19 protein-coding genes and 1 pseudogene are annotated in these 20,216 nt (G+C 54.6%); 7 read left to right on the forward strand and 13 right to left on the reverse strand.

What is annotated here, in order from left to right; all coding sequences use genetic code 11:
• Nucleotides 1-1,147, forward strand: a 1,147-nt coding sequence (locus ACW8F6_RS01750) for a peroxidase family protein (RefSeq protein WP_491574117.1), incomplete at its 5' end; no start/stop codon positions are given.
• 223 nt (nucleotides 1,148-1,370) lie between these two features.
• On the opposite strand, the gene ACW8F6_RS01755 is transcribed toward ACW8F6_RS01750, so the two are convergent.
• Nucleotides 1,371-2,261, reverse strand: a complete 891-nt coding sequence (locus ACW8F6_RS01755) for a LysR family transcriptional regulator (protein ID WP_491574118.1) — start codon at nucleotides 2,259-2,261, stop codon at nucleotides 1,371-1,373.
• A gap of 137 nt (nucleotides 2,262-2,398) precedes the next feature.
• On the opposite strand from ACW8F6_RS01755, the gene ACW8F6_RS01760 reads away from it, so the two are divergent.
• The 5 genes from ACW8F6_RS01760 (at nucleotide 2,399) to ACW8F6_RS01780 (ending at nucleotide 5,710) form a co-directional block, all read left to right on the forward strand.
• The gene (locus tag ACW8F6_RS01760; RefSeq protein WP_491574119.1) at nucleotides 2,399-3,040 is read left to right on the forward strand and encodes a glutathione S-transferase family protein; all 642 of its coding nucleotides are present in this window, start codon (nucleotides 2,399-2,401) and stop codon (nucleotides 3,038-3,040) included.
• On the forward strand, nucleotides 3,040-3,429 hold the full coding sequence (locus ACW8F6_RS01765; protein ID WP_491574173.1) for a nuclear transport factor 2 family protein: 390 nt from the start codon (nucleotides 3,040-3,042) through the stop codon (nucleotides 3,427-3,429). The genes ACW8F6_RS01760 and ACW8F6_RS01765 overlap by 1 nt, the downstream gene beginning before the upstream one ends.
• A 39-nt stretch (nucleotides 3,430-3,468) precedes the next feature.
• Complete coding sequence (locus ACW8F6_RS01770) at nucleotides 3,469-3,675, forward strand: 2-hydroxymuconate tautomerase family protein (protein WP_491574120.1); 207 nt, start codon at nucleotides 3,469-3,471, stop codon at nucleotides 3,673-3,675.
• Nucleotides 3,676-3,721: 46 nt separating this feature from the next.
• Complete coding sequence (locus tag ACW8F6_RS01775; RefSeq protein ID WP_491574121.1) at nucleotides 3,722-4,171, forward strand: DMT family transporter; 450 nt, start codon at nucleotides 3,722-3,724, stop codon at nucleotides 4,169-4,171.
• Nucleotides 4,172-4,513: 342 nt separating this feature from the next.
• The gene (locus ACW8F6_RS01780) at nucleotides 4,514-5,710 is read left to right on the forward strand and encodes a cation:proton antiporter (RefSeq protein ID WP_491574122.1); all 1,197 of its coding nucleotides are present in this window, start codon (nucleotides 4,514-4,516) and stop codon (nucleotides 5,708-5,710) included.
• Nucleotides 5,711-5,762: 52 nt separating this feature from the next.
• On the opposite strand, the gene ACW8F6_RS01785 is transcribed toward ACW8F6_RS01780, so the two are convergent.
• The 7 genes from ACW8F6_RS01785 to ACW8F6_RS01815 all read right to left on the reverse strand — a co-directional run bounded on the left by ACW8F6_RS01785 (nucleotide 5,763) and on the right by ACW8F6_RS01815 (nucleotide 12,166).
• On the reverse strand, nucleotides 5,763-6,248 hold the full coding sequence (locus ACW8F6_RS01785; protein WP_491574123.1) for a hypothetical protein: 486 nt from the start codon (nucleotides 6,246-6,248) through the stop codon (nucleotides 5,763-5,765).
• Between the two features lie 7 nt (nucleotides 6,249-6,255).
• Nucleotides 6,256-6,984 (reverse strand): hypothetical protein, encoded by a 729-nt coding sequence (locus ACW8F6_RS01790; RefSeq protein WP_491574124.1) that lies wholly within the window; start codon nucleotides 6,982-6,984, stop codon nucleotides 6,256-6,258.
• 86 nt (nucleotides 6,985-7,070) lie between these two features.
• The gene (locus tag ACW8F6_RS01795) at nucleotides 7,071-7,763 is read right to left on the reverse strand and encodes a transposase (RefSeq protein WP_491574125.1); all 693 of its coding nucleotides are present in this window, start codon (nucleotides 7,761-7,763) and stop codon (nucleotides 7,071-7,073) included.
• A gap of 573 nt (nucleotides 7,764-8,336) precedes the next feature.
• Nucleotides 8,337-8,690, reverse strand: coding sequence for a hypothetical protein (locus tag ACW8F6_RS01800; RefSeq protein ID WP_491574126.1), 354 nt, complete (start codon nucleotides 8,688-8,690; stop codon nucleotides 8,337-8,339).
• Between the two features lies 1 nt (nucleotide 8,691).
• A complete protein-coding gene (locus ACW8F6_RS01805; protein WP_491574127.1) occupies nucleotides 8,692-9,447 on the reverse strand; it encodes a hypothetical protein in 756 nt (251 codons plus the stop codon).
• A 75-nt stretch (nucleotides 9,448-9,522) separates the two neighbouring features.
• Nucleotides 9,523-10,818, reverse strand: a complete 1,296-nt coding sequence (locus ACW8F6_RS01810; RefSeq protein ID WP_491574128.1) for a hypothetical protein — start codon at nucleotides 10,816-10,818, stop codon at nucleotides 9,523-9,525.
• Between the two features lie 121 nt (nucleotides 10,819-10,939).
• Complete coding sequence (locus ACW8F6_RS01815; protein ID WP_491574129.1) at nucleotides 10,940-12,166, reverse strand: acyltransferase family protein; 1,227 nt, start codon at nucleotides 12,164-12,166, stop codon at nucleotides 10,940-10,942.
• Nucleotides 12,167-12,283: 117 nt separating this feature from the next.
• Here ACW8F6_RS01815 and ACW8F6_RS01820 point away from each other — a divergent pair, with 117 nt between their 5' ends.
• Complete coding sequence (locus ACW8F6_RS01820) at nucleotides 12,284-13,123, forward strand: LytR/AlgR family response regulator transcription factor (RefSeq protein ID WP_491574130.1); 840 nt, start codon at nucleotides 12,284-12,286, stop codon at nucleotides 13,121-13,123.
• A 133-nt stretch (nucleotides 13,124-13,256) separates the two neighbouring features.
• Here ACW8F6_RS01820 and ACW8F6_RS01825 read toward each other — a convergent pair whose 3' ends face one another.
• From ACW8F6_RS01825 to ACW8F6_RS01845, 5 genes and pseudogenes are all read right to left on the reverse strand, one after another.
• On the reverse strand, nucleotides 13,257-13,787 hold the full coding sequence (locus ACW8F6_RS01825) for a YaeQ family protein (protein ID WP_491574131.1): 531 nt from the start codon (nucleotides 13,785-13,787) through the stop codon (nucleotides 13,257-13,259).
• 1,125 nt (nucleotides 13,788-14,912) lie between these two features.
• The gene (locus ACW8F6_RS01830; protein WP_491574132.1) at nucleotides 14,913-17,144 is read right to left on the reverse strand and encodes a YgiQ family radical SAM protein; all 2,232 of its coding nucleotides are present in this window, start codon (nucleotides 17,142-17,144) and stop codon (nucleotides 14,913-14,915) included.
• Nucleotides 17,145-17,387: 243 nt separating this feature from the next.
• Nucleotides 17,388-18,236, reverse strand: a pseudogene (gene rluB, locus ACW8F6_RS01835) (23S rRNA pseudouridine(2605) synthase RluB); the annotation flags it as partial.
• Nucleotides 18,233-19,297, reverse strand: a complete 1,065-nt coding sequence (gene scpB, locus ACW8F6_RS01840) for an SMC-Scp complex subunit ScpB (protein WP_491574133.1) — start codon at nucleotides 19,295-19,297, stop codon at nucleotides 18,233-18,235. The pseudogene rluB and the gene scpB, both read right to left, overlap by 4 nt.
• A 2-nt stretch (nucleotides 19,298-19,299) precedes the next feature.
• Nucleotides 19,300-20,136 carry a segregation and condensation protein A gene (locus tag ACW8F6_RS01845; protein ID WP_491574174.1) on the reverse strand — a complete coding sequence of 279 codons (837 nt, stop codon included), beginning with the start codon at nucleotides 20,134-20,136 and terminating at the stop codon, nucleotides 19,300-19,302.
• Between the last annotated feature and the right edge of the window lie 80 nt (nucleotides 20,137-20,216).

Genomic DNA, 20,216 nt, shown 5'->3' on the forward strand with positions numbered 1-20,216 from the left:
CAAGGGCACCGTGCCCGACGCCCACAACCCCAGCAAGCGCCACGCGCCCATGATGGCCACCACCGACCTGGCGCTCATCGCCGACCCGGCCTACCGCAAAATTTCTGAACACTTTCACCAAAATCTGGACGCCTTTGCCGATGCCTTCGCGCGCGCTTGGTACAAATTGACCCACCGCGACATGGGCCCGGTTAGCCGCTACCTGGGCAGCGAAGTGCCCGCCGAAGAATTGCTCTGGCAAGATCCCTTACCAGCGCGCGACTTTGCGTTAATTAGCGGCAAAGACGTCACCGAGCTCAAGAAAAAAATCTTGGCCAGTAAACTCTCGCTATCAGAATTGGTGGCCACTGCCTGGGCCTCGGCCGCCACCTTCCGCGGTTCCGACAAGCGCGGCGGCGCCAACGGCGCGCGCATTCGGCTGGCGCCACAAAAAGATTGGCCCGCCAATGAACCCTCGCAGCTGGCGAAGGTACTCAGTGCACTGGAAGCTATTCAGAAACGCTTCAACAAAGCGCAAACGGGCAAAAAGCGCGTTTCCATGGCCGACTTAATTGTGCTCGGCGGTTGCGCCGCCATCGAAGCCGCTGCGGCCAAGGCCGGCCACAAAATCAAAGTGCCCTTTAGCCCCGGCCGCGTCGACGCCACACAGGCGCAGACTGACGTGGAGGCCTTTGCCGTACTGGAACCCAAGGCCGATGGCTTCCGCAATTTTCAAAAAGCCCACTACAGCGTTAGCGCCGAAGAGCTGCTCATCGACCGCGCGCAGCTATTGACACTAACCGCACCGGAAATGACCGTACTCATAGGCGGCCTGCGCGCACTTAACGCCAATGTTGGCCAATCGGCACACGGGGTGTTCACCGACAAGCCTGGCACGCTCACCAACGACTTCTTCGTTAATCTGCTCGATATGAATACGCTCTGGCAACCTACCGACAAAGACGCCACCGTGTTTGAAGGCACGGATCGCAAAACGGGCAAGCGCAAGTGGACTGGCACGCGGGTGGATTTGATTTTCGGATCAAACTCACAACTCAGAGCCATAGCCGAAGTGTATGCAACTCAAGGTGCAGAAAAAACCTTTGTGAAGGATTTTGTCAGCGCCTGGGTAAAAATAATGGAGGCCGATCGCTTTGATTTGCGCTAGCTAATACGCGCGAGCTAGATACAAAAAACGCCGCTTACACGCGGCGTTTTTTTTAGAACGCAAAACCTTTGCTGAATTTATACAAAACTATTCCAGAATCAGCCTAATAACAGCCTAATAACAGCGCGGTATTTCATGAGATTTCATCGACTGGAAGTGTAATTAAGCATTGCTTTAAAAATCGGCTTGAGTACTTGAGAACACCCATGTTTAAACTCTGTAGTTATACTTCAGCATGTTGATTTTGTTGATACCAGCGCTCAAAGAACGCAACACACTGCGTCAGTTTTGGCGGTGCATAAGCGCGTGCCGGATAAAGGGCAAACAGGGTGAGATCGGTTCTTTCGACATCGGGCAACACCTCGACCACCGCACCCGATTCCAAATCTGCCTTGCAAATGAAATCCGGCACAAAGCCCACACCCAGGCCCGCACGAATGATGTCCAACATGAACAGCGTATTATTGACGCGCAAGTTGCCACCAATGGCAACGCCGTCACCCAATGGCCACACATTTTTGCCTTGGAAATAGCTGTACACAAAACAGTTGTGCTGCTTTAGATCGTCAACCTGGCGAATGTGACCGTGCGTTTGCAAATAGCTGGGCGCGGCGCACACGCGATAGGTAAAACGCGCCAATGGCTTGCCAATATAGTTAGAGTCCAAGCGCCGGCTGCTAATACGAAACCCCACGTCAAAGCCGTGATCTATCAAGTCCAGCGGCTCATCACTGAGGTGAACATCTAACTCAATTTCCGGGTAGGCCTGCATAAAATCGGCAAACAGACGGCCAAGCTGCAAAAGCCCTAACGCCATGGGTGCATTAACTTTTAATTTTCCCGTTGGCCGCTGCTGGGATTGCTGAATATAGCTTTCCGTATCCTCAAGCTTTAGCAACAGCTCGCGACAGCGCGCCAAGTAGCCCTCACCCACCTCGGTCAGCGCCAAATGCCGGGTAGAGCGCTGCAGCAAACGCGCCCCTAAATGCGTCTCTAACCGGCTTATTTCCTTGCTAATCATAGACTTAGAAAGCTGCGTCGCCTCCGCCACCCGGCTAAAGCTCTGCAGCTCGGCCACTTTCACAAACAGCGCCATTGCACGTAATTTATCCACTTTGTTTCCGTAGCGTAAACAGACTATCCACATTGTAGATATTTTTATTAACAATACCCAGCCCTACACTGGCGCCTCGACTCAGAGCTTCACCCCATGCTGAAGCTGTTATTGCCATCGATTACAAGGAAGCGCCCATGTACACACTTTACTGTCTCCCCAATGCCTGCTCGCTGGCCACCCATACGCTGCTCATTGAGCTGGGCCAGCCCGTGGCGTTGGTACATCGCGACGATGCACCAAATTTTGCCCAGATCAACCCCGTGGGCTCGGTGCCTGCGTTGCAAACCAAAGACGGCCTGCTCACCGAAGGCGCGGCCATCAACCTGTACCTTTTGCAACAGCACCCAAGCGCACTCTGGCCCACGCAAGCCGACGGCCAACGGCGGGCCATAGAGGACATGCTGTTTGCCAATGCCACCGTCCACCCCGCCTATAGCCGTCTGTTTTTTATCAAAGCCAACATTGCAGACCCTGTGATTCAAAGCCAAACCCTGCAACGCGCGGCAGAGGCCATAACCAAACTATGGGCCGTGGTGGAGCAGCGCCTGGCCGAACAGCCGTTTCTGGGCGGAGCACAGCACTGCGCCGCCGATATCATGCTGACCGTGTATGCCCGCTGGGGCGAGTACTTTCCCGTTCACATCGAGTTGGGCCGCAGCACGCAGCGCATGCTAAAGGCCGTAGCCGCACTGGCTAGCTTTCAACGTGCCCTGCAGGAGCAAGACGCGCTGCTATCTCAACGGCCTTTGTCAAAACTGGCGGGGGCAGCAGGGTGATGCCGACACAACAGCAGGAGGATTTTGAGCAGCTATTGGCCTTAGCCCAGGCGTATTTTGAGGGGTTGCATGAAGCGGATACCGAAAAACTGTCGCGAATTTTCCACCCAAATGCGCGCTTAAGTACACCGGGATTACATCAGGACCGCGACACATGGCTTGCCAAAGTCAAAAATCGAAGCGTTCCCAAATTGCGCGGCGAGCCTTTCAACTTTTCTGTCCGCGCCATCGAAATGCTTGGCGATCAGGCCGTGGTAAGCGTTTACTGCCCGCTTTTAGGTCACAACTATTTTGATTTTTTAAGCTGTTTGAAAGAAAACAACAACTGGCAAATTGTGCACAAGCTTTATGCAGAGCATCCACAGCCGTCAGCATGCCAATCACCATAAATTCAAAACCCCATAAAATTCACTACCCAGGAAAAAGTCATGCCCTACGTCAACATAAAGATTACCGATGAAAATGTAACACAGGAACAAAAACACCAGCTTATAAAGGGCACCACGCAATTACTCGTGGATGTGCTCGGTAAAAACCCTGCCACAACCTTTGTGCTCATTGAAGAGGTCAACACCGATAACTGGGGCCTGGGTTACGACACCGTCACCCAGCTGCGACAGCAAAAAAACCGCTAGCTTTCCCCACCGGGGCCACAGGCCCCGGTGGCTTTGGAGATATTCTGTGAAATCTTTTGCCTTGCTCTTGCCACTGCTGGCACTCGGTGCCGGCGCCCTCATCCCTTTTCAAGCTGCGGCAAACGCCGCCCTGAGTCAGGCGCTGCAAAGTGTGGCCTACGCGGCACTGGTATTGTTTACCATTGGGTTAATTTGCACGATGAGCGTTCTCGCCCTGCAATCTGCACCACTGCCCAATATAAAAAGTTTTTTAACCGCCCCCAGCTTTGGCTACACCGGGGGCGCCATTGTCGCCTTCTATGTGCTATCCATCACCTACCTGGCGCCGCGCATGGGCGTGGGCAACGCCATCATTTTCATTGTTACCGGGCAGATCATTGCCGCTGCATGCATAGACCACCATGGCTGGTTGGGCGCCAATGTTTCGCCCCTAACCCGCCAGAAAGCCGTGGGGCTTTTGATGATGGTGGCGGGACTGGTACTCGCCAAGCAATGATCCCTGGCCCCTAGCAAGCCACTGTCGCAAGCCAGGAAAATTCCCGTTGCGCGCAGTGCTGTTCCCGCACATCGCCCTGGGGCTTGGGTTTAGGGCTTGGGTTTAGGTCCTGCCCCAGTGCCAGCCACCTTAAAAACCCGGCTACGCTAGCAATGGTGCGCTTAAAGAGTGCCATTACCGCACTTCGGGTAGACGCATTCCACGCGCGCCAATTATGGATGCACAGTCGCCAAGTCTCTGGGCTGCTCCCCCATGGGCACAAAAAAAGCGCTGCCGTCTCTACGTGCCAATCTAAAATTATGACACACTCGCGTTTTTTCAGCGGGTGTGAGGGCGGTACAGGTGCTGGCGGCGTTTTCAACTACTGAGCTTTTTTTACTCGTACTGTTGCTGATATTTGCCCTGCCCTATGGGCTCTGGCGGCTGCTGCGCAGCGACAGTTGGGCACCACTGGTAGTGGTGCAAATTGCCACCGGTATCCTACTGGGCCCGGGCCTGCTCGGCAGCTGGCTACCGACGCTGCACCAAGCGCTGTTTACGGCACCGGTGATTCAGGCACTCAATGGCATTGCCCTGTGGGCAGTCATGCTGTTTGTCTGGCTGGCGGGTGTCGAGCTCGACCTGCGCCAGGCCTGGCTGCACAAGCGCGAAAGTGTCACCACCGCCGGCCTCGCGCTAATCATGCCCTTGTTGTTTGGGATGGCTGCCGCGCTGATGCTGCTGCAGTGGCAAAGTGGCTGGCTGGGGCCAAGCGGCAGCAGCTGGCAGTTTGTTGTGGGTATTGGCATGTCCTGTGCGGTGACTGCCCTGCCCATTTTAATGTTGTTCATGGAAAAACTGGGCCTGCTGCGCCGCCCACTCGGGCAGCGCATACTGCGCTACGCCAGCTTGGACGATATCGCCATTTGGGCCGTGCTGGCCCTGATACTGTTAGATTGGCAGCGGCTGGGTAAGCAGTTACTGTTTTTGGTTAGCCTATTGCCCTTAAGCCTACTCATTCGGGCCCTGCTCCAACGCGTGCGCACCATAGATCGCTGGTATCTTTCGCTTGTCTGGCTGGTAGCCATGGCGCTGTTTGCAGACTGGGCAGGCCTGCATTTTATGGTGGGCGCCTTTTTGGCCGGCGTGGTGTTAGATAGCGAATGGTTCGGCCACGAGGCCCTGGATAACTTGCGCAATACCGTACTGCTCACACTTATGCCCGTGTTTTTTTTAAGCACGGGCCTGCGCACCCACTGGGAACTCGGCGGCTGGCTGGTACTGTGCGCGGCGGCCCTACTATTGGCGGCCTCGGTGGGTGGTAAATTACTGGGCGTGCAGCTGGCGGGTAAAATTCTACGCTGGGCACCCGGCGAGGCCTGGCAAATCGGCTGGCTGCTACAAACCAAAGCCCTGATCATGATTATCTTTGCCAACGTGCTGCTGGACAAAGGCGTCATCAGCAGCAACAGCTTTACCGCCCTGCTACTCATGGCGCTGGCCAGCACCATGCTCACCATGCCCTGCCTGAGCGCTAGCAGATTAAAAGGTATAAAGTAAATGCCACGGCTATGATTGACTAATAGATTTAAGGTGATCTTTCCGATCGTTTCTAGTCTTCATAGAAATCATGAAACATCTTAGATACCTCAACGGGCACAAGTGCAGCCCACTTTTCCGTAAGCTGCGCGAGGGTGCCCTGCTCTGGGCTGGTTATGATTTTTACGGTCTCAGATTCTTGGTCGCCTTGGAAGGCCAATCGGTCGCCAGAACTTGTACAGGCGAATAAGGCAATGCCCCCATACTCATCGGCGTAGGTGGCGTACCATTCTGTGGGTGATTGCTCTGCGGCTAACGGTTGTTCAATGAAGCTTTTTGCGATGCTTAACCAGCTACTGCCAGTAGTCCTAATGTTTAACCAGCTGCCATGAAGCGACAAAAACTTTAAATCGTCTATGGCAAGAACAGCGGGTGTCACCTCAAACTTTAATTTACCAAAAAGCGCGACAAACCAATCAGCCAATTCATCATCATCTAAGTCAATAACATCATCCATATCGTCATGACATGGAAAAGGTAATTTAATTAAAAACTCCATAATCCACCTACTTGTCCAGGTGCGCATTTAAAGCCCATGCGTCGCGCAGGGCTTGTTCATTTTCAAACAGTTTTGTGGCCATTTCCAACGCATAGGGGTCGGGCGGTTGCTTGAGAGCCTGCGCTGCCGTGATAAAAAGCTGATCAATATCCATATTCTCTCGATATTCTGCCTCGGTATTGTTTGCTAGACAACTGATGAAATAAGGCAGGGCGTCGAGTATCCCCACATAACCCCTGCCCGCTAACACCCAATTAATGGACAGTAAATAGTCCTGCGACCAGAAACCCGGATTTGAGGTGATTGCTCTATTTGGATAGAAGGGATCGAATTTTTGTTGATAGGTCTGCCCCAACACCCCTGCAATATATGCCTTCATTTTATCGCGAAACCATGGGAGCTGGGTGAAATGGGCCTCTCTCGTCGCCAAAAAACCAGTATGGATCTGATTTCTCCCCGAGTCTGAATAAAATTTTGAATAGTAAAAATCACTAGCCTCTTCGGGTGTTGAAAACGGGGTGAGCAGGTACGAAAGGGGGGGGTAATGTATAGATTTAACTTCACCACGCAAATAAAACGCCTTTACCGATTGGCGCTCGGCACGCGCCATGCCCTTCTCGGTAAAGGCGTGCGCCAGCAACTTCCACTCCTGCTCGCGCTGGGCTACCCAGGCGGGGTTATCCAGCTGCCAAAAGTGTTTAAAGGGTTCAAGTTGCGCTGTCTTTACTTCAATCATCTATGGAGCCTCGCAAAGATCTGGGAAGGTGTCTGGGTTAAATTCTATTTCCGCCGCAGGAAAGGGAAAGTGGGGTCAGATGAAACTTATGGCACATCAATCACCGGCCGCCCCATTTTTGCCGGCCGAACTCTTCGTCCATGCAGACGTTCTATTTCATCCTTAAATCGCCAATCACCCAGAGCCATTCCCCTATTTACAGCGTCACGAACATCTTGAATTTGCCGGCTATCAATATGCCCACCGAAAAGAGCTCTATAAGCGCGCTGCCGGTTTATCCCCGCTTCACCTAACTTTAGGTATTCCGCATGGGGTGAGTGTATTTGTATCTGCTTACCCAATGCGTGGGCCTGATAGCTTGACCAAGCATATTCTGCGGGATCATCAACCATACCTGCCCTGACGGGATTTAACTCGATATAGCGCTGGCAGACCAAAAGGTAAGTCTCGGATTGTACCAGGCTTGCCTTGAACCGCCCCTCCCAGAGAGTTCCCGACCGACGGTATTCTCGGTTGAAGTACCTGACATACCGCCGACCTAATGCCTGCATCATGCTCGACACACCAGCAATTGCATTTGGCGTAACCAGTAGATGCACATGGTTCGTCATTAAGACCCACGCATGTATTAAAACATCGAACTGGCGGGCATAAACGTCCAGCCAGTTTATATAAACACCTAAGTCTTGCTCAGAGGCAAAGCAGACCTGGCGATTATTGCCGCGCTGAATAATATGCTGGGGGATGCCCAACGGGCTGATACGATGAAGTCTCGCCATGGCCAAATCCTTTTAACCGTAACTGGAACTTTCAGTTTATAACGAGAAAGCGGACATCAACAATGATGAATACAGCGCCGTAAGTTTCATCTGACCCCACTTGACCATGACCCCACTTGACCCAACTCCTTTTTTCTCAATCCAGATTTTAAGTCGGCCGCTATGGGCGCCCAAACTGTTTCGCGCTTCGCAATCCACGCTGGGTCTTTGGTAAAACTTAAGTCAATCGTCATTATTTTTCCTTTAAACACCTACCGGCGAACACGAAATTACTGCCATACCTATTTGAAGCACGTATCAATCTTAATTTACGGAGCAGAAACTGCCTCTGGAAAGCGGGGTCAGATGAAACTTATGGCGCATCAATCACCGGCCGCCCCATTTTTGCCGGCCGAACTCTTCGTCCGTGCAACCGTTCAATTTCATCCTTAAATCGCCAATCACCCAGAGCCATTCCCTTGTTTACCGCGTCACGAACATCTTGAATCTGCCGGCTATCAATATGCCCACCGAAAAGAGCTCTATAAGCACGCTGCCGGTTTATCTCCTCTTCACCTAACTCTTGACCCCACTTTACTCATACTCTTCTAGGAGCTTCCCTTCCACATAGGCTTCTTCGGCGCCACACAAACGAAACAAATTAACTAACATTTTAGTTCTTTCACGTATGGAGCTGCCGTCTTCTATGGTGAAACGCAGGGTACTACCCTCCTCCCGATAGTTTTCGAACAGGGGGGCAGTGTTGAATTCATACCAGTCATCAAGCATGGATTCGGCTGCCGCTTCTGCAGCAGGCCCAAAATGGGCGATACGCTCTTCGAAATAAGCCCCCAGCTCGCCGTTGCACATCCCTTCAATGAGCTGTTTCCATTGAGCATGATCTGCGGTGGGCGTTTTTACGGTAATAGTTAATCTATAATCTGACATGTCAACCATCCAATCCAGATTTCTGAACATCAAGCCAATATTGTTTAATGACATTGTTGTCTTCAAGATTCTCTAGAGCACCTCTGAATTCAGACAGCAGTGTTTTCTGTGATTCGAACGATTTAATATCAGCCTTAGGGTTAAATCTAATGATGTGCTCCATTAACCAAATTAATAAATTATGCGATGAACTTCCTTCCAACTTGGGCTCTTGCCCAATCGACTCAAGCATGTTGAAAAATACATTTCTTCGAAGATAAATTAATTCGTATCGATTATCCTCCACAAATGAGAGTGCATTTGAACATAACCTCTGAAATTTTTTCATTGTATCAACGTCAAAAGTAACCAACTCACCTTTTGGGGTAACAGGCACAGGCGTAGTTTCCGTAGAGACCGGTTGATCGCCATGAAAGTAGTCGAAATAACGTAGCCTAACGTCCATATCGCCCAATAAGGCCAAGGAATCGTTAATCGACAGGTAGTATTCTGATTTATAGAGCGCCGCCCCATCTCGGGCGAGGTGCTGGAATACGTAATTCCAACCTTCAGGGGTGGTTAGGGGGAAATAGATAAGCTTTGGCCGGTCATTCATATGCCGCCCTTCAGGAATAACCCCTGTAAAAAAATACGTCTTCAGCGATTCCAGGTCTTTCTTTCTTAATTTGGCCTTTAGTCCACTCTCAATCGGCGCCCAGACTTTTTCGCGCTTCGCAATCCACGCTGGATCTTCGGTAAAACTTAAGTCAATCGTCATTATTTTTCCTTTAAACACCTACCGGCGAGCACGAAATTACTGCCATACCTATTTAAAGCGCGTATCAATCTTAATTTACGGAGCAGAAGCTGCCTCTGGTTTAACCCATGTGGTGCGCACGGCATTGCGGGTGTGGGCGCCAAAGTGGCCCGTTAGCTGCACCAACAGTCGTGCCAATTCTGAATCTTCTGTCAGCGCTACTTGCGCCGGTGATTCCGAATAAAGAGGGTCTATCAGTGCAGCTAGCGCCGCCGCCGATGCGCGGGCTTGTGCCGCTATTGTGCGGCGCAGGTAACTGGGCCCATAGGATGGATAGCGCTCATCCTGGGCCAGGGTGCGATAGGCGTCCACCAAGGCCTGTGTACTGGCTGGCTGTGCAAGCTGGCGCCGGAGCTGTGCATACTGCAGGCTTTCAATAAAGGTATGGTAATTTGCATTGCGGGTAATGGCCGCTGTTTTCGCCTGGCTAAACCCAAGTACATCTTTTACGTAAATCCACAGCATGGCCGCCGTGCCGACACCCGGCAACACAGTGGCGTGATAGGGTTGCGTGAGATCCTGCACATAGTGCAAACCCCAACCCATAAACCGGTAGCCCCAGTAATCGTGGCCGTTTTCAAAGGCGAAGGCCGCCAACGAGAAAAACTGGTAGGCGCGCCAGTCGGCAAAGGTATTTTTTAGAAAACCGCCGGCGGCAAAAATGACCGGGTGTTCGTGGTAAAAGCCCATGTGAAACGGCGCCTGTGACGAGTGCTCAAATCGACTGTCGCCAATGGGCTGCAGCCCAAACTGATAAAGCGCTCCCACTGAACCCGGATTGTCTTCAAACAGGTTGATGTCGTGGCCGTAGTCTGGCTCGTCGGCGGCGCTGGCAACAACCGACAAGGCGCTTACCGATTGGCCAACCGCCAGCCCGTAAAACTGCCAATCGCCCCAACTGTCCAGATCGCTAAATACGACGACTTGCGCGAGCGGCAGGGGCGTTAGCTGGGTCACGTCATCCGCACCGGGCACCGCCTGAATAAAATTGGCCAACCGAATATCTGGGTTGAGCCTAAGGGCTCTTAAAAACGCCGGTGTGAGCGCGGAGCCGCTGTCGGTACCGGCCCACTGTAAGTCTTTGGGTGTGGGCGGCACCTGCGGAAAATGCTCGCGGGTGAAACGCTCCTGGGCCTCTAAGTGCGCCACCAAACGCTGGCGCTCTGCACGCAAAAAATCCTCCAATGAGGTTACCTGAACCTGTTGTGTCGACAGACCAGCTAGCGGCGCGAGTGACAGGGCCGATCCAGGGGCGTGGTTTGTCCAGCTCTGGGCAACCACGGGGATCAGGCAAAGTAATAGGGCAAAAGCGGTTGGGACCACAGACGGCATGGGCAAATGATTCCTGTTTTTATAGTATTCGTTGACGCTAGCGCAGCTGCGCAACGTTATACTAATTCAGACACCTGCGCCGACACCAGGGTAACAACCGCCTGCCCTACTTTGGCCCCAGTTAACCCCGCGTGGCCGGCACCTCGGCTACGGCGGGCGTTTTGGGCGCCAACTGGTGGCCAACCGCTGATACAGCCGCCGGCGAGTTGCGGGCCGCGCGCCGAGGCGCCAAACCAAATAGCCAGCGCAGCCCATTGTGGCGGCGTATCAGCTCAAAGCCCAAGGCACAGCCAATTACTGTTGCACTCACTACCGCCAACGGTTCCCACAAGGGCCCCCACTGCCATTGACTCACATAAAAACCAACGCAGACGGTAATGGTTTGATGTAATACATACCAGGGGTAGACGGCTTCGGTGCTGTAGCGGCGCAGAGCCGAGTCGCGGTTTAAAAAGCGGTGCGCCAGGCCACACAGGGCCAAAATCCACAACCACAGGTTGAGCGCCTGCAGTGCCCGCACGCACTTGTCGCCCCAATATTCAACCTGTGCGCCCATGCCGGTATCGCTGGGCAGGCTGTACATGGCTACCAAGAGTGCGTAGCTAAACATTGCCGCAACCAAGAAATCGAAACAATGTACCCGCAAGGTGCGCCACAAGCGGCGCTTGGCCGCCATAACATAGCCCAGCACAAACACCGACAGCGATATGCCGTGATTAAACCAGTCGTCCAGCAGTGCATGGGTGGTGGGAAAATCATCGCGCAAAAGCCAGTACACGCTGGCCAGCAACAGCCAGGGCATCCAAAACCAAAAGCGCAGGCCCTCGGGCAACAGCGGCAGCAAGCGCTTAAGCCCGGGCGCAATCAGTAATAGCACCACCGAGTAACACCAGAGGTAGGGCAAGAACCAGAGGTGATTCCAAGTCATCTGGCCAAATAGCGGCGTGCGATGCAGCTCAAACAGCGGGTGATTGGGGGTTAAATAGGCGAACCAGAAGTTGAGATAACCGCCCGTGGGCTCACCCGCCTGGCGCATCTCAAAAAACAGCTGGGGTGGCACTATCACCAGAATGCCGAGCACCAACGGTACGCCCAGGCGCACACTGCGCAATGTCAGCAGGCGCGGACTGCTGAGCCGACTCAGGGCAAAGTACAGGGCGGCACCGGCAATAAAAAACAACAGCGGCAAGCGCCACTGATTAACAAGCAGCATGAGCAATTTTAAAGACTCGCTTTGGTACTGGCTGGTGATATGCCAATCCCAGCTAACGTACATCATGCCGCAGTGATAGAGAATCAAGAGTAAAAAAGCCAGGCTTCTCAGCCAATCCAGATCGTAGCGTCGCACAAGTAAACCTCCGTGGTTTTTTTTGCTACTCTGGCGACCTTCTGCCACACCGCCAAGGCACATGTGACTAATCACAGGGCCACTGTGATTAGCGGCCGCTAAACAGGGACGAAAATTATGACCTTTGCCGACTACCAACGCCGCGCCGCGCTCTGGGACAGCCTGGCCTGGGCGCTATTGCTGGCCATGGTGGTCACCGTCAACGCCACCACCGAATTAATGGAGTACGCCAGAGCCGGCCGGTCAATCCGCCCCTGGGAGCCCTTTTTGTGGGAAGTGAGCAGCGCCCTGGCCTGGACCGCCCTGCTCTACCCCATCGTTCGATTTAATGCGCGCTGGCCACTGGCCTGGGGCACCTTCAGACGCCACGGCTTCTACCACCTGCTCTTCAGCCTGCCGATTTCGGTGGTCCACGTGTTACTCATGCACGGCCTGCGTGAGCTGGTCTACCGGTTGGCCGCAGTTGACTACAACCCCGGCCAATGGAGCTGGATACTGACCTACGAATACCGCAAAGACCTGATGGTTTACCTGCTGATTCTCAGTGTGGTGTACACCTACCAGTTTGTAATCAGCCGCCTATCGGGCGAGGCGGCCTTTGTGGCCGAAAGCGAAGAAGCCACCCCGGCGGTGAGCGAGCGCTTTCTGGTGAAGAAGCTGGGCAAAGAATTTGTGGTGCAACTCAAAGACGTCGATTGGATGGAAGCCAGCGGCAACTATGTGAACCTGCACCTGGGAGAACGCATCTACCCCGTGCGCGCAACCATGGCCAGCATGGAACAACGACTGACCGGCCACCCCTTCTGCCGGGTGCACCGCTCCTACATCGTCAACCTAGACCATATCGCCTCTATTGAAACCCAGGACAATGGCGATGGCGTGATCAATTTAACGAACGGCGCCAAGGTGAATTGCTCACGCCGGTACCGGGCGAATTTGAAGGCGGTATTGGGGTAAGTTCGAGCCTAGGATAGTGGGGCTAGAAAACCAGGCACTTTTTTATAAAACCCCACGCCAACATCAAGACGTAGCTAGCCAACCTATTAGCTCGATAATTACCTATCCCAATCAAGCGTTCACTTTACAGCAGTTAAAAGCCACCCACCTGTAGATGCACAGTCTCAGCACCCGTATCCACGTAAAGTTCGCCTCCAGCGATGCTAACACTCCAACGGATATTGCGGTCCAGTGCCTTGGCCAGTTGTTCGATGTCGGCCCACTGAAAGCGCGCCACTGCGAGCTTGTCCGATTGGGGCATGTCTTTGCTTTCTATACCCCACCAGGTATCGGCGGTTTTGCTGAAAGCATACAGTTTGACCGATTGAGCTTGATTGACAGCTTTGCGCAGGCGATCGGCCTTGGGTTGGCCCACCTCAATCCAAAGCGCAATAGCGCCGTGGTCCTCTTTCAGCCAGAGGTCTGGCTCCTCTGCCGTTGACAAGCCCTTGGTAAACGCGAGCCGTTCATGGGCATTAAGGGCAAACGCCAAAATGCGCACCACCATGCGCTCTGCGGTTTCCGAGGGGTGCTGCGCCAGGGTGAGCTGGTAACTCTGATAGTGGTGGCGATCGCTGTCGGCAAGCTCGAGCGAGAGCTTGTATATAGTGGGCTTAAGGGCCATTAGGACTCACATTAGCGGTGACAAAAAAGGCGAATAGAATAGGGCAGCACCCGGTTAATTGCAAAGCGACGCACCCCACCGATAAACTGCCGAATGTAACTCCCACACCCCACTTCAGTACCAGTCACCGCCCTTTCCCAAACCAATCAAAATCCAGCCCACGCCACTAGAAGCGAGGCCAACATCCAGGCCCCTAGGTCACAAGAAGTAAGAGAAACACCTTGTGCCTGCAGGCCAATTGCAAAATCTATACGCAGCACATAACCCAATACTCGCAACGCAGTGGCCGAAAGGGACAAGGTGTTTATCTTGCTTCACGCACCCAACCCCTGAACTCCACACTCCACGACCCCCAACAAACAACCAAACACAACCCCACCAACCAACCAAAAGCCAGCTCACACCCCACACCACTAGAAGCGAGGCAATCATCCTGTGCCTGCAGGCCAATTGCAAAGTCTATTCGCAACACACTGCCCGATACTCGCAATGCAGTGGCCGAAAGGCGCAAGGTGTTTGCCTTGCTTCTTACATCCAATAGACACGCCCCATAAATCCCAACAAACTACGGCAGCCCCGCGAACGGGCCAACGTCCAGGCCCCTATCCTAGGTCACAAGAAGTAAGATAAACACCTTGTGCCTGCAGACCAATTGCGAGAATTATACAGATCACAATACCCACAACTTGCAGCGCAGTGGCCGAGAGGGACAAGGTGTTTATCTTGCTTCACGCACCCAACCCCTGAACTCCACACTCCACGAGCCCCAACAAACAACCAAACACAACCCCACCAACCAACCAAAAGCCAGCTCACTCCCCACACCACTAGAAGCGAGGCAAACACCTTGTGCCTGTAGGCCAATTGCGAAATCTATTCGCAACACACTGCCCGATACTCGCAATGCAGTGGCAGAAAGGCGAAAGGTGTTTGCCTTGCTTCTCGCCCCCACAATACCAGACACGAGGGAAACACCTTGCACCTGCAAACCAAATGCAGCATTAAAGCCAGCACAAAACGTTTGCGTTACTTATAGCGCTCAAATTTAAAACCAAGGAAAGCCCAGCCGCCGGTTTGGGAAACCAAACCGGCGGCTGCGAAGAGGAAAATATAACGGGAGTGGGATTATTTACCCTTAAAACGGGGCTTGCCTTTGCGGGAATTCTGCGGCGTGCGCGCAGGAATCTTATCGAACTTATTGCCGCTGGCCTTTTGCCGCGCGCCACCCTGCACAAACTTTTTGCGGCCCGGTTTATTTTCCGAGGGCAGCAGCTTGTCGATCATGTGCGCTTTGTTCATCTTGATCAGCGATTCACGTAAAAAACCCCAATTGCTTGGATCGTGATAGCGCAGCAGCGCCTTGTGCAACTTGCGCTGATCTTTATCGCGGGGGATATACAGGCTGCCCTTTTTGTAACTGAGCTTCTTCAGGGGGTTGCGCTGAGAGAAATACATGGCAGTAGCCAGCGACATAGGCGACGGATAAAAGGTTTGCACCTGATCCACCTCAAAGTCGTTTTTCTTAAGCCAAAGCGCCAGGTTGAGCATATCTTCATCTTCAGTACCCGGATGCGCCGCAATAAAATATGGCACCAGATACTGAGTTTTACCGGCTTCTTTCGAATATTTATCAAACAGCTTCTTGAACGCGTAGTAGCTCTCCATGCTCGGCTTCATCATCATGTCGAGCGGCCGGCCCTCGGTGTGTTCCGGTGCAATCTTGAGCATGCCACCCACATGGTGGGTTACCAACTCCTTCACGTACTCCGGGTCGCGCACGGCCAGGTCGTAGCGCAAGCCCGAGGCAATCGACACGCGATTTACGCCGGGAATGGCGCGCGCTTTGCGGTACAACTGCGTAGTGTGCTTGTGATCGGTACCCAGGTTTTTACAAATAGTGGGAAACACACAGGACAGGCGCCGACAGGCGCTCAGCGTGGGCAGGTCTTTACACTGCAGCCGGTACATATTGGCCGTGGGGCCGCCCAAGTCAGAAATGTGACCGGTAAAGCCCGGCACCTTGTCGCGGATGTCTTCTATCTCGCGCAAGATCGAGGCCTCTGAGCGGCTCTGAATAATGCGGCCTTCGTGCTCGGTAATGGAACAGAAGGTACAGCCGCCAAAGCAACCCCGCATGATATTGATCGACGTTTTGATCATTTCAAATGCGGGAATTTTTGCCTTGCCGTAGCTGGGGTGCGGTTTGCGCTGGTAGGGTAAATCGAATACGCCATCCAGCTCGTCGGTTTCGAGCGGCATGGGCGGCGGATTAACCCAGATTTCGCGGTTGCCGTGTTTTTGAATCAACGGGCGCGCATTGAAGGGATTTGCCTCTTGGTGCAATACGCGCGACGCGTGCGCGTAGAGCACCGGGTCGTTGCGCACCTTTTCAAAGCTGGGCAGGCGAATGTAGGTATTGGGATCTTTGTTACTGCGGCCGGCCAAGGGCATGGGAATAATGCGCACTGGCTGCACGTCATCATCGGCATTTTGCGACTGGGCAGTTTGACAGGGCGCGGCATTGGCCTGCAATTGATCACCACCGGCCTTTAAACCCACCTGAGTATTGTTCGCGTCACCGGCGCTGTCTTGCTGGTACTCGTAGGGGTTGGGCAATTTGTCGATATTGCCGGGCCAATCGATACGCGAAGAATCTATTTCGGTCCAGCCGCCCGGTGGGGTTTTGCGCACCACCGCCGTGCCGCGCAAATTGCTGAGTTGCTCGATGGTTTTACCCGCCGCCAGGCCGTGGGCAATGTCGGCAATGGCGCGCTCGGCGTTGCCGTACAACAAAATATCGGCCGTGGCATCGATCAACACCGAGCGGCGCACCTGATCGCTCCAGTAATCGTACTGGGCGATGCGTCGGAGACTGGCTTCAATACCGCCGAGCACCACGGGCACGTCGCTGTAGGCTTCTTTGCAGCGCTGCGAATAAACCAGTACACAGCGATCGGGGCGCTTGCCGCCCACGCCACCGGGAGTGTAGGCGTCGTCGTTGCGGACTTTTTTATCGGCGGTGTAGCGGTTAATCATGGAATCCATGTTGCCGCCGGAAACCCCAAAAAACAGGTTGGGTTTGCCCAGGGCTTTAAAGGGATCTGCCGATGTCCAATCGGGCTGGCAAATTAAGCCCACACGAAAACCCTGCGCCTCTAAAAAGCGACCAATTACCGCCATACCGAAGCTGGGGTGATCCACATAGGCATCGCCACACACGATGATGATGTCGCAGCTGTCCCAGCCCAGCTGGTCCATTTCGGCCCGCGACATGGGTAAAAACGGCGCTGGGCCGTAACATTCGGCCCAGTAGCGTGGATAGGAAAACAGCGGTGTTGCTTGCGTAGAATGCGCCATGGCTAGTTCCTACCGGCTCGGCCCGGATCGACCAGAGCCACTGCGGGGCTTGGCACCCGTTTTGGAGGTGCGCGGTTTTTTCGGGCCAGACTTGCCGCCGGTATTTTTGGCCGCGGGCTTTGGCGTGGACGCTTTACTCAGGGGCGCCAGTGCCGGACGGGCCTTTTTGGGCTTGGCGTGATCGGTGTAGTCATTGGCCTCTGCGCCCTCGGCGCGAGGCTTTTTCAACTGGCGGGCAAGCGGGCGTTTCGCCGCCCCCACGCGCAGTTTGCGCTCGTGCCGCTCGCGGGTTTCGCGGGTCTCCACCGCCTCTGACTGGGGTCGGTGTTCGATGCCAGCCGTGGCGCACAGGTCGCCAATTTCTTTGTCGGTTAATTCCACCCACTGGCCCACGCGCACATGGGAGGGGATAAAACAGTTGCCGTAGCGCACCCGCTTTAAGCGGCTAACGCGCACGCCCTGCGACTCCCACAAACGGCGCACTTCGCGGTTGCGGCCCTCCATGACTACGCAGTAAAACCAGCGGTTGCGGCCTTCGCCGGCACCGTCCACGATATCGGTAAACTGCGCCACGCCGTCGTCGAGCAACACGCCTTCTTTCAGGCGCTTGCGCATATCGTCGTCCACATCGCCCTGAATGCGCACCAGGTATTCGCGGTCGATCACCGAGGACGGGTGCATCAGCTTGTTGGCCAGCTCGCCATCGTTGGTGAACAACAATAAGCCGCTGGTGTTAAAGTCCAATCGGCCCACAGAAATCCAGCGTTCGCCCTTCAAGGCGGGCAGTCGGTCGTACACGGTGCGACGGCCCTCTGGATCGGAGCGCGAACAAATTTCGCCCTCTGGCTTGTTGTACAGCAATACGCGCCGGGTCACTTCGCCGGCGCTGAAAGTGACATTTTTTCCGTCTACGCGGATGCTTGCATCAGCGCCAACGCGGTCACCAAGGGCGGCCGTTTTGCCGTTGACTTCTACCCGGCCGGCGTCAATCAGACGCTCCATTTCTCGGCGCGAACCCAGCCCGGCGCGGGCCAGCACTTTTTGCAATTTTTCGTCACCGGGGACTTGGGCGTGTTCTTTGTGTTTACTCATACCGCATTCGGGTCTTCATTAAAGGGGTCGGCCGCGTCTGATTCAGAGGCGGTTGAAATGGCTGGATCTGTTTGCTGTGGCTCGGCCTCGGCGGCCAGCATATCCACTTCGGCAAAGCTCGCCTCGTGCTCACCGGCCGATTCGTCGGCTGGTGCGTCGGCGTGAGTTTCTTCTGCGCCACCGTCGGCTGGCGCGGGGGCACCTGCCGCCAGTAAATCCGCCTCTGCATGACTCTCGCCGTCCGTGGGCGCGCTTTCCTGCGCTGCTGCCTCAGCCAAAGCAGCCTCCGGGTCTATACCGGCCACTTCGGCCATGGCTTCTTCGATGCCTTCACGCTCTTCTGTGTCGGGATCATCCACCAGATCCAGCTCTTTGTTTAATTCATCCAGGTCGCGCAGCTCGCTCAGCGAGGGCAGCTCGTCCAAACTTTTCAGGTTGAAATAATCTAAAAACTGTCGAGTTGTAGCGTACAGCGACGGGCGCCCCGGCACATCGCGGTGCCCCACCACTTTGATCCACTCGCGCTCAGACAGGGTTTTAATAATGTGTGAGCTTACGGCCACACCGCGAATTTCTTCGATGTCGCCGCGGGTGATGGGTTGACGATAGGCAATCAGCGACAGAGTTTCCAACAGCGCCCGCGAATACTTCTGCGGCTTTTCATCCCACAAGCGATTGACCCAGGGGGCCGTCTCTGCGCGCACCTGAAAGCGCCAGCCGGAGCCCACTTCTTTTAATTCGAAGCCTCGCCCGTCGCAGTCGGCCTGAATATCTTCCAGGGCCGCTTTAATTTCGTCTTTGGGTACCGGCTCTGCGCCCTCCTCGCTCACAAACAGCTCGGACAGTTTTGCCACTGTGAGCGGCTGCCCGGCGGCCAGCAGCGCGCCCTCTACAATTTTGCGCAACAGCGTGCGATCCATGGGTGCCGCTGTCTCTTCGGCCGCCTCGGCCTCAGCGGCGTCTTCGGTATCGACGACAGCCGGTTGCACCTCGGGCGCTGCGTCGTCTGCCGCAGCAACTTCGGTAAGCTCGGGGGATGTGTGTTCTGGGGTATCAGCCATGGCTACTGCGTTCTCGCTCTCACGTGGATTGCGCCAAAACTGTCGTTTTGCACAATTTCCACCAGGGATTCTTTAATCAATTCCAACACGGCCAGGAAGGTTACAACCACACCTAACCGGCCCTCTTCCACGGTAAACAACTGCACAAAGGGCATGAATTGTTTGTGCGCCAAGCGGTCCAGCACCTGCCCCATGCGCTCGCGGGTAGACAACTTTTCTTTGGTCACGTGGTGGCTCTCGAACATATCGGCGCGGCGCAGCACTTCAGATAGCGCAAGCAGCAGTTCTTTGAGATCCACATCCGGCTCTGGGCGCGTTAAATTGCGATCGGGAGCCTGGGCGGTGGCGTGAAACACATCGCGTCCAACGCGCGGCAGCTCGTCTAAATCTTCAGCGGCCTGTTTAAAGCGCTCATATTCCTGCAAGCGGCGGATAAGCTGGGCGCGGGGGTCCTCTTCCTCTTCCTCCTCATTGCTGGAGCGGGGCAACAACATGCGCGATTTGATTTCCGCCAACATGGCCGCCATCACCAGATACTCGGCGGCCAGTTCGAACTGGATGGCGCTCATCATCTCCACATAGGCCATGTACTGGCGCGTGATTTCGGCGACATTGATTTCCAATATGTCTAAATTCTGGCGTCGAATCAGGTACAACAGCAAATCCAGCGGGCCCTCGAAGGCCTCCAGGATCACCTCCAGGGCATCTGGCGGAATGTAGAGGTCTTTTGGGAGATCGGTAAACGCCTTGCCCTGCACTATGGCGAAGGGCATTTCAGCTTGATCGGGTCGCTGTGCCGGTGCCTCCTGCCCGTCGGCCGCCTCCTGAGCACCCTGCAATTCGGCGTCGGGCGCAGGCGAAGCGGGCTCGGGGGTGTCTGCCTGGGTCTCGTCGGGCAAGGTATCTAGATCGGGGCTCA

Source organism: Simiduia sp., assembly GCF_058345725.1.

Excerpts from the sequence above, each read along its gene's own strand:
- ACW8F6_RS01825 (WP_491574131.1), bottom strand. The coding sequence starts at position 13,787 with ATGGCCCTTAAGCCCACTATATACAAGCTCTCGCTCGAGCTTGCCGAC.
- scpB (WP_491574133.1), bottom strand. The coding sequence starts at position 19,297 with ATGGCTGATACCCCAGAACACACATCCCCCGAGCTTACCGAAGTTGCT.
- ACW8F6_RS01785 (WP_491574123.1), bottom strand. The coding sequence starts at position 6,248 with ATGGAGTTTTTAATTAAATTACCTTTTCCATGTCATGACGATATGGAT.
- ACW8F6_RS01805 (WP_491574127.1), bottom strand. The coding sequence starts at position 9,447 with ATGACGATTGACTTAAGTTTTACCGAAGATCCAGCGTGGATTGCGAAG.
- ACW8F6_RS01820 (WP_491574130.1), top strand. The coding sequence starts at position 12,284 with ATGACCTTTGCCGACTACCAACGCCGCGCCGCGCTCTGGGACAGCCTG.
- ACW8F6_RS01800 (WP_491574126.1), bottom strand. The coding sequence starts at position 8,690 with ATGTCAGATTATAGATTAACTATTACCGTAAAAACGCCCACCGCAGAT.
- ACW8F6_RS01790 (WP_491574124.1), bottom strand. The coding sequence starts at position 6,984 with ATGATTGAAGTAAAGACAGCGCAACTTGAACCCTTTAAACACTTTTGG.
- ACW8F6_RS01760 (WP_491574119.1), top strand. The coding sequence starts at position 2,399 with ATGTACACACTTTACTGTCTCCCCAATGCCTGCTCGCTGGCCACCCAT.
- ACW8F6_RS01770 (WP_491574120.1), top strand. The coding sequence starts at position 3,469 with ATGCCCTACGTCAACATAAAGATTACCGATGAAAATGTAACACAGGAA.
- ACW8F6_RS01810 (WP_491574128.1), bottom strand. The coding sequence starts at position 10,818 with ATGCCGTCTGTGGTCCCAACCGCTTTTGCCCTATTACTTTGCCTGATC.
- ACW8F6_RS01765 (WP_491574173.1), top strand. The coding sequence starts at position 3,040 with ATGCCGACACAACAGCAGGAGGATTTTGAGCAGCTATTGGCCTTAGCC.
- ACW8F6_RS01795 (WP_491574125.1), bottom strand. The coding sequence starts at position 7,763 with ATGGCGAGACTTCATCGTATCAGCCCGTTGGGCATCCCCCAGCATATT.
- ACW8F6_RS01830 (WP_491574132.1), bottom strand. The coding sequence starts at position 17,144 with ATGGCGCATTCTACGCAAGCAACACCGCTGTTTTCCTATCCACGCTAC.